Origin of the sequence: Enterobacter cloacae complex sp. IR5458 (assembly GCF_049238025.1) — a bacterium.
Lineage (GTDB): Bacteria > Pseudomonadota > Gammaproteobacteria > Enterobacterales > Enterobacteriaceae > Enterobacter > Enterobacter kobei.
Map to the genome: position 1 here is coordinate 63,019 of NZ_JBMKIF010000003.1, position 12,391 is coordinate 75,409.

At 58.0% G+C, this 12,391-nt stretch carries 13 protein-coding genes; 9 read left to right on the forward strand and 4 right to left on the reverse strand.

Translation table 11 applies throughout. The features are described 5' to 3' along the window. Positions 1-3: 3 nt before the first annotated feature. The 3 genes from ACOTYN_RS03180 to mltB form a co-directional block, all read right to left on the reverse strand. Positions 4-864: a metal ABC transporter permease gene (locus ACOTYN_RS03180; protein ID WP_014884981.1), complete on the reverse strand. Its 861-nt coding sequence runs from the start codon at positions 862-864 to the stop codon at positions 4-6. Continuing rightward, the gene (locus tag ACOTYN_RS03185) at positions 861-1,514 is read right to left on the reverse strand and encodes a metal ABC transporter ATP-binding protein (protein ID WP_023331152.1); all 654 of its coding nucleotides are present in this window, start codon (positions 1,512-1,514) and stop codon (positions 861-863) included. Before ACOTYN_RS03185 ends, ACOTYN_RS03180 begins: the two co-directional genes overlap by 4 nt. Before the next feature lie 265 nt (positions 1,515-1,779). Then, positions 1,780-2,880, reverse strand: coding sequence for a lytic murein transglycosylase B (mltB, locus tag ACOTYN_RS03190; RefSeq protein WP_023331153.1), 1,101 nt, complete (start codon positions 2,878-2,880; stop codon positions 1,780-1,782). Positions 2,881-3,132: 252 nt separating this feature from the next. On the opposite strand from mltB, the gene srlA reads away from it, so the two are divergent. From srlA to gutQ, 7 genes are all read left to right on the forward strand, one after another. Further along, entirely contained in the window at positions 3,133-3,696 is a 564-nt protein-coding gene (srlA, locus tag ACOTYN_RS03195) for a PTS glucitol/sorbitol transporter subunit IIC (protein ID WP_023331154.1), read from the forward strand. Beyond that, the gene (gene srlE, locus ACOTYN_RS03200; RefSeq protein WP_071922949.1) at positions 3,693-4,652 is read left to right on the forward strand and encodes a PTS glucitol/sorbitol transporter subunit IIB; all 960 of its coding nucleotides are present in this window, start codon (positions 3,693-3,695) and stop codon (positions 4,650-4,652) included. The genes srlA and srlE overlap by 4 nt, the downstream gene beginning before the upstream one ends. Positions 4,653-4,664: 12 nt before the next feature. Then, positions 4,665-5,027: a PTS glucitol/sorbitol transporter subunit IIA gene (gene srlB / locus ACOTYN_RS03205; RefSeq protein WP_014884987.1), complete on the forward strand. Its 363-nt coding sequence runs from the start codon at positions 4,665-4,667 to the stop codon at positions 5,025-5,027. A 14-nt stretch (positions 5,028-5,041) separates the two neighbouring features. Then, positions 5,042-5,821, forward strand: a complete 780-nt coding sequence (srlD, locus tag ACOTYN_RS03210) for a sorbitol-6-phosphate dehydrogenase (protein WP_014884988.1) — start codon at positions 5,042-5,044, stop codon at positions 5,819-5,821. A 106-nt stretch (positions 5,822-5,927) separates the two neighbouring features. Beyond that, the gene (gene gutM / locus ACOTYN_RS03215; protein ID WP_014884989.1) at positions 5,928-6,287 is read left to right on the forward strand and encodes a transcriptional regulator GutM; all 360 of its coding nucleotides are present in this window, start codon (positions 5,928-5,930) and stop codon (positions 6,285-6,287) included. A 63-nt stretch (positions 6,288-6,350) separates the two neighbouring features. Continuing rightward, on the forward strand, positions 6,351-7,124 hold the full coding sequence (gene srlR, locus ACOTYN_RS03220) for a glucitol operon DNA-binding transcriptional repressor SrlR (protein WP_014884990.1): 774 nt from the start codon (positions 6,351-6,353) through the stop codon (positions 7,122-7,124). After that, positions 7,117-8,082, forward strand: coding sequence for an arabinose-5-phosphate isomerase GutQ (gutQ, locus tag ACOTYN_RS03225; RefSeq protein WP_014884991.1), 966 nt, complete (start codon positions 7,117-7,119; stop codon positions 8,080-8,082). Before srlR ends, gutQ begins: the two co-directional genes overlap by 8 nt. Here gutQ and norR read toward each other — a convergent pair. Beyond that, the gene (gene norR / locus ACOTYN_RS03230; RefSeq protein ID WP_332956493.1) at positions 8,079-9,593 is read right to left on the reverse strand and encodes a nitric oxide reductase transcriptional regulator NorR; all 1,515 of its coding nucleotides are present in this window, start codon (positions 9,591-9,593) and stop codon (positions 8,079-8,081) included. The genes gutQ and norR overlap by 4 nt on opposite strands. Positions 9,594-9,779: 186 nt before the next feature. On the opposite strand from norR, the gene norV reads away from it, so the two are divergent. Together norV and norW are read left to right on the forward strand one after the other, a co-directional pair. Beyond that, positions 9,780-11,228, forward strand: coding sequence for an anaerobic nitric oxide reductase flavorubredoxin (norV, locus tag ACOTYN_RS03235; protein WP_241819932.1), 1,449 nt, complete (start codon positions 9,780-9,782; stop codon positions 11,226-11,228). After that, positions 11,225-12,358 (forward strand): NADH:flavorubredoxin reductase NorW, encoded by a 1,134-nt coding sequence (gene norW, locus ACOTYN_RS03240; protein ID WP_241819931.1) that lies wholly within the window; start codon positions 11,225-11,227, stop codon positions 12,356-12,358. The genes norV and norW overlap by 4 nt, the downstream gene beginning before the upstream one ends. Positions 12,359-12,391 lie beyond the last annotated feature (33 nt).

Here is a 12,391-nt window from a genome sequence, read left to right on the forward strand (position 1 = left end):
GCCTTAAAAAAGCGCGCGCAGACTGCCAGCCAGCCTGCTTCGCGTGCCAAATAAAACAGAAATAAAGAACAACGCGCTGGCGGTCAGCACAATGGACGGTCCGGCGGGAAGACTGATTGCCCAGGACAAACTTAAGCCCAGCCACGCGCAGAAAATTCCGCTGATGCCGGCCATCAAAAGCAAACCTGGCAATGTGCGCACCCAGCAGCGTGCCGCCACCGCCGGGAGCATCATCAGCCCGACGGCCATCAGCGTGCCGAGCACCTGAAAACCGGCCACCAGGTTAAGCACCAGCAGCGCCAGAAACAGTCCGTGGAGCAGGCCGGGCAACCCGCGGGCATTGACCTGCAACCAGGCGGTATCAAAGGCTTCGGTCACCAGCCCACGATAGAAAATCGCCAGCGTTATCAGGGTGAACATGCAAACGCCCGTGACAAACAGCGCCGCATCGTTGTCCACCGCAAGAATGGAACCAAACAGCAGATGCAGCAGATCGACATTCGACCCGCGCAGCGACACCAGCGTGACGCCCAGTGCCAGTGAGCCAAGGTAAAATCCGGCAAAGCTGGCATCCTCTTTAAGCGGCGTGCGTCGGCTGACCAGGCCGGCCACCAGCGCCACGGTAATGCCGGCAATAAAACCACCGATACTCATCGCCAGCAGCGACATGCCGCTGAGCAAATACCCTACGGCGACACCGGGTAAAATGGCGTGAGAAAGGGCATCACCCATCAGGCTCATCCGGCGCAGCTGGAGGAATACGCCGAGTGCGGTGGTACTGACAGAAAGGGCCAGGCAGACCACCAGCGCACGACGCATAAAGCCGTACTCAATAAACGGCTGGAAAAAGAGATGCCAAATCATGCCACCCTCACCCGCTCGGTTTTCCAGTGGGGAATGTCAGCATCCAGCATTAATGTCTGCGGGAAGTGGCGTGCCACACGCTCGCTGTCATGCAATACCGCAAGCAGAGTCTGGCCCTGCATATACATCTCCAGCATCAGATCCATCAGCACGTTGCAGGTCGCTTCGTCGACGCCGGTGAAAGGCTCATCGAGCATCACAAGCGGTGCCTGCTGCACTAAAACGCGGGCAAATAACATGCGCTGAAACTGGCCACCGGAGAGTTCATCAATGGTGGAAAGCGCCATCGACGCCAGCCCGACCCGCTCCAGCGCGCTGGCAATGCGTAACCGCGTTTCCCGACGAAACCCGGATAAGAGCGATATGCCCGGCCAGCAGCCCATACTCACCACGTCCTGAACGGTAAGCGGAAATTGCGCCTCGAGTGCGTGGCGCTGTGCCAGCCAGCCAATCACCGGGCGCTTACCCTGCCAGCGAAAGCTGCCGCCCACGGGAGGAATAAACCCGGCGAGCGTTTTCAGCAGCGTGGATTTTCCGCAGCCATTGGCGCCGACGATAGCCGTCATACTGCCGCGCTCAATCGTGCCTGAGAGGGGCCGCGTTACAGGCTGGCGGTCATAGCCCGCGACCAGTTCATTCATCAGGATCATGGCAGCGCCACCGCCCAGCGCACGGCCAGCCCGATAAAAACAATAAGCACCAGCGCCAGTAAAAGCCGAACCGGAGCAGACAGAGAGAAAAGGGACGTTGACATCTCGATACCACGTTAAATGTTATAACATAACAATAATGAAAGGTGATTGAGATGTAAATGGCGGGTTTGAAAAGGGAGTGTGGCGAAATGTTTCTGTAAAACGTCCCTCTCCCGTGGGAGAGGGTCAGGGTGAGGGCATCAGGCCTACCCGTCAGAACGACTTACTGACTAAACGGTGACGCCGCCGGCACGCGGGCCTGCGAGACCGCCAGCCCCAGCTGCCACACGGCCATGGCATAATGAGTGCTGTGGTTATAGCGGGTGATGGTGTAGAAGTTCGGCATGCCGTACCAGTACTGATAACCGGTTCCCACGTCCAGACGCAGCAGGCTTACCTGGTCAACATTGCCCAGCGGCTGCGTTGGCGTTAAGCCTGCCGCCGTCAGCTGCGCGACGCTGTATTTGGTTTTAAAGCCGTTTTCCAGACCAAATGCCTCGCCGTTCGCCTGCACGGCTACCTGTCCACCTGGCGTCCAGCCGTGCGCTTTGAAGTAGTTTGCCACGCTGCCGATGGCATCCACCGGATCCCACAGGTTGATATGACCATCGCCATTGAAGTCGACGGCATATTGTTTATAGGAGGATGGCATAAACTGGCCGTAGCCCATCGCACCGGCAAACGAACCTTTCAGATCGAGCGGGTCGTCCTGCTCGTTGCGCGCCATCAGCAGGAAGGTTTCCAGCTCGGAAGAGAAATACTCCGCGCGGCGCGGGTAGTTAAAGGAGAGCGTCGCCAGCGCATCGAGGATGCGGGTTTTGCCCATTACGCGGCCCCAGCGGGTTTCCACGCCGATAATCCCGACGATGATCTCCGGCGGCACGCCGTATACCTGCCACGCGCGATTAAGGGCATCTTCATACTGATTCCAGAACACCACGCCGTTTTGCACGTTGTCCGGGGTAATAAACTGTTTGCGGTAGCGCAACCATGCGCCGTTTGGCCCGGTAGGGACCTGTGCCGTCGGTGCCTGTCTGTCCATCAGGCGCAGCACATAGTCCAGACGCTTTGCCTGGGACAAAATTTCGTGCAGCTGCTGGCGGTCAAAGCCGTGTTTGCTCACCATTTTATCAATGAACTGCTCGGCCGCCGGGTTATTCGCGAAGTCGCCACCCATCTGCATCATATTGTGCTGCGGCTCCAGCAGGAACCCTCCGGAAGGGGCGCCAGCCGTTTGCTGAACAGCTTCGGTCTTAGGTTTGCTACTGCAGGCAGACAGCAGAATAAGCGCTGGCAACAGCGCTGCATAACGACGCTTGAACATGAGACATCCATTTAACGGGTTCGATAAGAACCCAGTATGGTAAAGCATCCGTAACACCTCAAGGAAGCGGTACGCACCTCCCCAACGCAAATCCGTGCTTTTTTCCACCGGAAATCATTCATCACATCAATTAACTTTCAAAATAATCCATTTTTCTTTCATTGTGAGATCTAACTAACACTTTAAAACCTTTCAAAGTGATTATTATTAGCCCCAGTAATACAAAACAAAAAAGCCCCACAGGAGAGAAGAATGATAGAAACCATCACCCACGGCGCCGAGTGGTTCATCGGGCTGTTTCAGAAAGGCGGAGAAGTGTTCACCGGCATGGTGACCGGGATCCTGCCCCTGCTGATCAGCCTGCTGGTGATCATGAACGCGCTGATTAACTTTATCGGCCAGCATCGCATTGAACGCTTCGCTCAGCGCTGCGCCGGGAACCCGCTGTCCCGCTACCTGATTTTGCCGTTCATCGGCACCTTCGTGTTCTGCAACCCGATGACCTTAAGCCTCGGCCGCTTTATGCCAGAAAAGTACAAGCCGAGTTATTACGCCGCCGCCTCCTACAGCTGCCATTCGATGAACGGCCTGTTCCCGCACATCAACCCCGGAGAGCTGTTTGTTTACCTCGGTATCGCCAGCGGCCTTACCACCCTTGGTCTGCCGCTCGGCCCGCTGGCGGTCAGTTACCTGCTGGTTGGCCTGGTGACCAACTTCTTCCGCGGCTGGGTCACAGACCTCACCACCGCCATTTTCGAGAAAAAAATGGGTATCCAGCTTGAACAAAAAGTCCATCTTTCAGGAGCCACAGCATGAACCGGATCCGCATTGAGAAAGGCACGGGTGGCTGGGGCGGCCCGCTGGAGTTCGACGCCACCGAAGGCAAAAAGATCGTTTACATCACCGCAGGCACGCGCCCGGCGATCGTCGATAAGCTGCGTGAGCTGACCGGCTGGGAAGCCATCGACGGCTTTAAAGAGGGTGAGCCGCCGGAAGCGGAAATCGGCGTGGCGGTGATCGACTGCGGCGGCACGCTGCGCTGCGGCATCTATCCGAAGCGGCGTATTCCGACGGTGAATATCCACTCCACCGGCAAATCCGGCCCGCTGGCACAGTACATCCTTGAAGACATCTATGTGTCGGGCGTGAAAGAGGACAACATCACTCTGGTGAATGGCAGTCCCGCGCCGCAAAAAGTGGCCCCGCGAGATTACGATACCAGCAAGAAAATCACCGAGCAGAGCGACGGCCTGCTGGCGAAGGTCGGGATGGGGATGGGCTCCGCCGTGGCGGTGCTGTTCCAGTCCGGGCGCGACACCATCGACACGGTACTGAAAACCATTCTGCCGTTTATGGCGTTCGTCTCGGCGCTGATCGGCATCATCATGGCGTCCGGCCTGGGCGACTGGATTGCCCACGGCCTCGCCCCGCTCGCCAGCCACCCGCTCGGGCTGGTGACGCTGGCCCTGATCTGCTCCTTCCCGCTGCTGTCGCCGTTCCTCGGCCCGGGCGCGGTGATCGCTCAGGTCATCGGCGTACTGATTGGCGTACAGATTGGCCTCGGCAATATTCCGCCACACCTCGCCCTGCCCGCCCTGTTTGCCATTAACGCCCAGGCCGCGTGCGACTTCATCCCCGTCGGACTGTCACTGGCCGAAGCGCGCCAGGACACCGTGCGCGTAGGCGTGCCGTCCGTACTGGTCAGCCGCTTCCTGACGGGCGCGCCGACGGTGCTGATTGCCTGGTTTGTCTCCGGCTTTATCTATCAATAAGAGGTTCCTGCGATGACCGTGATTTATCAGACCACCATTACCCGCATCGGCCAGAGCGCAGCGGATGCGCTCAGCGACCAGATGCTGATTACTTTCCGCGAAGGTGCCCCGGCGGATATCGAAGAGTTTTGCTTTATTCACTGCCACGGCGAGCTTAACGGCGAGCTGAAAGCAGGAAGCCAGCTGGAGCTGGGCGAGACGCGCTATGCGGTAACCGCCGTCGGCGATGTCGCCGAGCAAAACCTGCGCGAACTGGGCCATATCACCCTGCGTTTTGACGGACAGCCGCAGGCGGAGTATCCCGGTACGGTTCACGTAGCGGGCCCGGTTCCGCAGGCTGTCACCCCAGGCTGCACGTTAAAATTTGTTGCGTAATTAAGGAGAAACACATGAGTCAGGTTGCCGTTGTCATTGGTGGAGGACAAACCTTAGGTGAGTTCCTTTGCCGTGGGCTTGCCGCAGAAGGCTACCGCGTGGCGGTCGTGGATATTCAGAGTGAAAAAGCCGCCCGCGTGGCGGACACCATCAACACCGAATTTGGTGAAGGGATGGCGTACGGGTTTGGTGCCGACGCCACCAGCGAGCAAAGCGTAATGGCGCTCGCCCGCGGCGTGGACGAGATTTTTGGACGTACCGACCTGCTGGTCTACAGCGCGGGAATTGCGAAAGCGGCGTTTATCAGCGATTTCGAACTGGGGGATTTTGACCGCTCGCTGCAGGTCAATCTGGTGGGTTATTTCCTCTGCGCCCGCGAGTTTTCCCGCCTGATGATCCGCGACGGTATTCAGGGGCGCATTATTCAGATCAACTCGAAATCCGGGAAAGTGGGCAGCAAGCACAACTCCGGCTACAGCGCGGCCAAGTTTGGCGGCGTGGGGCTGACGCAGTCTCTGGCGCTGGATCTGGCTGAATACGGCATTACCGTTCACTCGCTGATGCTGGGCAACCTGCTGAAATCGCCAATGTTCCAGTCCCTGCTGCCGCAGTACGCCACCAAGCTCGGCATCAAGGCTGAGGACGTGGAGCAGTACTACATCGACAAAGTGCCGCTGAAGCGCGGGTGCGATTATCAGGACGTGCTGAACATGCTGCTGTTTTACGCCAGCCCGAAAGCGTCGTACTGCACCGGGCAGTCGATTAACGTCACCGGCGGGCAGGTGATGTTCTGATCGAGCGGTTTTGCCCGGTGGCGCTAACGCTTACCGGGCCTACAAAAACCTTCAAACCGTAGGCCGGGTAAGGCGCAGCCGCCACCCGGCAATTAAAGGAGTCAATATGGTCACCGCACTCATCACCGTCGCCGCCCTCGCCTGGATCTGCCAGATGGCGTTTGGCGGCTGGCAGATCCATCAGTTCAACCGCGCGTTTGATGCCCTGTGTCAGAAAGGTCGCGTGGGCGTCGGACGTTCCGGCGGACGCTTTAAACCGCGCGTGGTGGTCGCCGTTGTGTTGGATGAACACGATCGCGTATGCGATTCCCTGATCATGCGTGGCATGACGGTGTTTGCTCGTCCGACTAAAATCCAGGCAATCAACGGCATTTCACTGCAGGAATTACGGCCTGATGTGATCTTTCCCCATGATTCAGGCTGTCAGAATGCACTATCATTAGCGCTTAATCTGAAACATGGATAATTTCGTTGTGAAAGCTATAGACTTGCGAAATTATCATTTCGCAACCTAAGGAACGAAGCGCCTATGAAACCACGTCAGCGGCAGGCGGCCATTCTCGAGTATCTGCAAAAACAGGGGAAATGCTCGGTGGAGGATCTGGCCCACTACTTTGACACCACCGGCACGACAATACGCAAGGACCTGGTATTGCTCGAAAACTCTGGCGCCGTCATCCGAACTTACGGCGGGGTGATGCTGAATAAGGACGAAGCTGACCCGCCTATCGATCACAAAACGCTGATCAATACCCACCAGAAAGCGCTTATTGCCGAGGCCGCCGTTAAATTTATTCACGATGGTGATTCCATCATCCTCGACGCAGGCAGCACCGTCCTGCAAATGATCCCCCTGCTCAGCCGCTTTAACAACATCACGGTGATGACCAACAGCCTGCATATCGTCAACGCCCTGTCGGAATTTGACAGCGAGCAGACTATCCTGATGCCCGGCGGCACCTTTCGCAAAAAATCGGCGTCGTTTCACGGTCAGCTGGCCGAGAACGCTTTCGACCACTTCAGCTTCGATAAGCTGTTTATGGGCACCGACGGCATCGATCTGAACGCAGGCGTCACGACCTTCAATGAGGTATTCAGCGTCAGTAAAGCGATGTGCAACGCCGCACGGGAAGTGATTTTGATGGCAGACTCGTCGAAGTTTGGCCGCAAAAGCCCCAACATTGTCTGTAGCCTTGAAAGCGTTGATAAGCTGATTACCGACGCGGGGATTGATCCGGCGTTCAAAAAGGCGCTGGAAGAGAAAGGTATCGACGTGATCGTAACCGGAGAGAGAGATGAGTGATTTTCTGTTAGAAACGGGCCGCCAGACGCTGATGCTGGAGCTGCAGGAAGCCAGCCGCCTGCCAGAACGTCTGGGCGAGGATTTTGTCCGCGCCGCCAACACGATTATCCACTGCGAAGGCAAAGTGATCGTGGCGGGCATCGGTAAATCCGGCCATATCGGCAAAAAAATTGCCGCGACGCTGGCGAGCACCGGCACCCCGGCCTTCTTCGTGCATCCCGCCGAGGCGCTGCATGGCGATCTGGGGATGATTGAAAGCCGCGATGTGATGCTGTTTATCTCCTACTCCGGTTCGGCCAAAGAGCTGGATCTTATTATTCCGCGTCTGCAGGAAAAATCGGTCGCTCTGCTGGCGATGACCGGCAAATCCCGCTCGCCGCTGGCGCTGGCCGCCAAAGCGACGCTGGATATTTCCGTTGAGCGTGAAGCCTGCCCGATGCACCTTGCCCCGACCTCCAGCACCGTCAACACCCTCATGATGGGTGACGCGCTGGCGATGGCGGTGATGCAGGCGCGCGGATTTAACGAAGAAGATTTTGCCCGTTCGCATCCGGCGGGCGCGCTCGGCGCGCGGCTGCTCAATAAGGTTCATCATCTGATGCGCACTGACGATGCCATTCCCCAGGTCAAGCTCGATACCAGCGTGATGGACGCGATGCTGGAACTGAGCCGCACCGGGCTGGGGCTGGTCGCGGTGTGTGACGACAACGGTAGCGTCCAGGGCGTATTCACTGACGGCGACCTGCGGCGCTGGCTGGTGGGGGGTGGCAAACTGGAAACGAAAGTGTCTGACGCGATGACCAAAGGCGGGCTGACGCTGAATGCCGACAGCCGCGCCATTGAGGCCAAAGAGGTGCTGATGAAGCGCAAAATCACCGCCGCACCGGTGGTGGATGACGCCGGCAAGCTCTGCGGTGCCATCAACCTGCAGGATTTCTACCAGGCGGGGATTATTTAACCCTTCAGCCCAAGACGCTTCGCCAGCCGGTGCAGGTTGGCGACGTCCATCTCCAGCGCCCGCGCGCACGCCGCCCAGCTGCGGTTGTTCTGCTCCAGCGCGCGGGTAATCATCTGACGCTGGAACGCTTCCGTCGCCTCGCGCAGGTTTTCATTTGCATTCTCCGGCACACGCTGAGCCACCGCCTGCACGGCGTCATCGTGCAACGCAAAATGACGCGCGTGGATCACAACCTCATCACCCGCACGCGCCGCCCGCGCCAGCACCACCGCACGGTGAATCGCATGCTCCAGCTCCCGCACGTTGCCCGGCCAGCCGTAGCTCAACAGATGCGCCCTTGCCCCCGGGCTGAGTACCACGCGGGAAAGCCCCATTCTGAGACGGCATTGCTCGCAGAAATAGCCCGCCAGCAGAACCACATCTTCTCCGCGCTCGCGCAGCGGCGGCACGGTAAGCGGGAACACGCTCAGACGGTGGAAAAGATCCGCGCGGAAATGCCCGGCCAGCACCGCTTCTCGTAGATCGCGGTTGGTCGCCGCCAGCACGCGCACGTCCACCCGTAAGCTGCGGTCATCCCCCACCCGCTGGATGTCACCGTACTGCAATACGCGCAGCAGTTTGGCCTGGAGCGAGAGCGAAAGCTCTCCAATCTCATCGAGAAACAGCGTCCCGTTATCGGCCATCTCAAACTTACCGCTGCGGTTGCTGATGGCCCCGGTAAATGCCCCTTTGACGTGACCAAACAGCTCGCTTTCCGCCACGCTCTCCGGCAATGCGGCACAGTTAAGGTATACGAGCGGGTTGGCCGCGCGTGGTGAGACTTCATGAATTGACTTCGCCACCAGCTCTTTACCGGTGCCGGTTTCACCGAAGATCAGCACGTTCAGGTCGGACGCGGCGACAATCTCAATCTCTTTTTTAAGCTGCGCTATGCCCGGCGACAGACCGATCATCTCCGTGTGCGCCACCGGCTCAAACGCCGACGGGCTGCCGGGAAGAATATTCTGGCTTTCCAGCTGTTCTATCAGCAACGCGTTATTGAGCGCCCCGGAGGCCAGCGCGGCAATCAGCCTTAACTCTTCATCACTGAAGGTGTCGAACTGGTCCGGCGACATGCCGTCGAGGGTTAATGCGCCAATCAGGTGTTGTCCGGCAAACAGCGGCAGACCGATACAGGCGTGCACCTTCAGGCTCTCCTGCCCCGGGATCAGACCGTCGTAGGGATCCGGCAAGTCGCTGTCCGCCGGGAAACGTACCACGTCACCCGCACGGGCAATGGTTTCCAGCCGCGGATGCCCTTCAAGAGTAAACCGCCGCCCGAGAACATCTTTCGCGAGCCCGTCGATAGCCAGCGGAATAAACTGTCTCCCCTCGTAGCGCAACAGCGCCGAGGCATCGCACGCCAGCACGTGACGCAGCGTGGAGATAAGCCGCTGAAAACGGTCCTGATGACCGATACCGGTTTGCAGTTCAATGGCGATCTTCGCCAGCACATCTACGGAAAAACTCATGGCTGCCTCGCTGTCATTTTGACAATAAATAGTGTCATATTGACCGTCATCAGGATAGTCATAATGACTACTCATCACGAGGCATAGAAAAAATAATCCATTAAAATCAATAAAATAAAAGTTGGCACGCTATGTGATATAGGCAAATCATCTTATTCAAAAACGCTGTATTACGTTGAGGTTGCTATGTCTATTCTGGTTAAAAATAACATTCATTGGGTGGGTCAACGTGACTGGGAGGTGCGTGATTTCCACGGGACGGAATACAAAACGCTGCGCGGCAGCAGCTACAACAGCTATCTTATCCGTGAAGGCAAAAACGTCCTGATCGATACCGTCGATCACAAATTCAGCCGCGAGTTCGTGCAGAACCTGCGCAGCGAAATCGATCTCGGCGCAATCGACTACATCATCATCAACCACGCGGAAGAGGATCACGCCGGTGCGTTGACCGAGCTGATGTCGTACATTCCGAATACACCGATCTACTGCACCACCAACGCCATCGACTCGATCAACGGTCATCACCACCATCCGGAGTGGAATTTCCACACCGTGAAAACCGGCGACTCGCTGGATATCGGCAACGGCAAACAGCTGATCTTCGTTGAAACCCCGATGCTACACTGGCCGGACAGCATGATGACCTACATGACCGGCGACGCGGTATTGTTCAGCAACGACGCCTTTGGCCAGCACTACTGTGACGAACGCCTGTTCAATGATGAAGTGGATCAGACCGAACTGTTTGAGCAGTGCCTGCGCTACTACGCCAACATTCTGACCCCGTTCAGCCGTCTGGTGACGCCAAAAATCACCGAGATCCTCGGCTTTAACCTGCCGGTGGACATGATTGCCACCTCCCACGGCGTGGTGTGGCGTGAAAACCCCACCCAGATCGTCGAGCTGTACCTGAAATGGGCGGCGGATTATCAGGAAGACCGCATCACGATTTTCTACGACACCATGTCCAATAACACCCGCATGATGGCGGACGCCATTGCCCAGGGCATCAACGAAGTGGATCCGAACGTGGCGGTGAAAATCTTCAACGTGGCGCGCAGCGATAAAAATGAGATCCTCACCAATGTCTTCCGCTCAAAAGGCGTGCTGGTGGGCACCTCCACGATGAACAACGTGATGATGCCGAAAATTGCTGGCCTGGTGGAAGAGATGACCGGCCTGCGTTTTCGCAACAAACGCGCCAGCGCGTTTGGCTCTCACGGCTGGAGCGGCGGCGCGGTAGATCGCCTCTCTACCCGTCTGCAGGATGCAGGTTTTGAGATGTCCCTGAGTCTGAAAGCGAAATGGCGCCCGGATATCGACGCGCTGGAAATTTGCCGTCAGCATGGCCGCGACATTGCCCGTCAGTGGGCGCTCGCACCGCTTCCTGAGGCGTCTGCAAAACCTACCGAACAGCAGGAAGCCTGTGCCTGTGCAGCTGCCGCTGCTGCAAACCGCGGCCCACGCATGCAGTGCAGCGTTTGCCAGTGGATATATGACCCGGAACGGGGCGAACCCCTTCAGGACGTTGCCCCGGGCACACCGTGGTGCGACGTGCCAGATACCTTCCTCTGCCCGGAATGTTCCCTCGGTAAAGACGTCTTTGACGAACTGGGTACGGAGGCAAAATGAATCACGGAATCGTCATCATCGGTTCGGGCTTCGCCGCCCGCCAGCTGGTGAAAAATATCCGCAAACAGGACGCTAACGTGCCGGTGACGGTGATCGCCGCCGACAGCATGGATGAGTACAACAAGCCTGATTTAAGCCATGTCATCAGCCAGAATCAGCGCGCCGAAGACCTCACCCGCCAGACGGCGGGGGAGTTCGCGGAACAGTTTAACCTGCGCCTGTTTCCCTACACCTGGGTTACCGATATCGACGCCGCCGCGCACGTCGTGAAGGCGAAAGACAAAATCTGGCAGTACGACAAGCTGGTCATGGCCACAGGGGCCTCTGCCTTTGTGCCGCCCGTTGAAGGGCGAGAGCTGATGATCACCCTAAACAGCCAACAGGAGTATCAGGCAAGCGAAACGGGGCTTCGCGATGCGCAACGCGTAATGATCGTCGGCGGTGGGCTGATTGGTACCGAGCTGGCGATGGATTTCTGCCGCGCGGGTAAAACCGTTACCCTGGTTGACCACGCGGCGAGCATTCTGTCGGCGCTGATGCCCGCAGAAGTAAGCAGCCGCTTACAGCATCGTCTGACCGACATGGGCGTCCATCTGCTGCTCAAATCGCAGTTACAGAGTCTGAGCAAAACCGCAGGCGGCATTCGTGGGGCGCTCGACCGCAACCGCAGCGTTGAGGTGGATGCGGTGGTTGCCGCGACGGGTCTGCGCCCGGAAACCGCGCTGGCACATCGCGCAGGCGCCGAAACAGACCGCGGCGTAAAGGTCGACAGCTACCTGCAAACCTCACAGCCGGACATTTATGCCCTGGGCGACTGCGCGGAAATTAATGGCCGGGTGCTGCCGTTTCTGCAACCGATCCAGTTGAGCGCCATGGTCCTGGCGAAAAACCTGATCGGCGTCAGCGCGCCGCTAAAGCTTCCGCCGATGCTGGTGAAGGTGAAAACGCCGGACCTGCCGCTGCACCTTGCGGGAGAAACGCAGCGACAGGATCTGAACTGGCAAATCGCCATTGAATCACAGGGGATGGTGGCGCGCGGCATCGACGCAGATGACCAACTGCGCGCCTTTGTGGTGAGCGAAGAGAGAATGAAGGAGGCGTTCGCGCTGCTGAAATCGCTACCTGCTTAACCGTCGTATTGCCGGGTGGCGCTGCGCTTACCC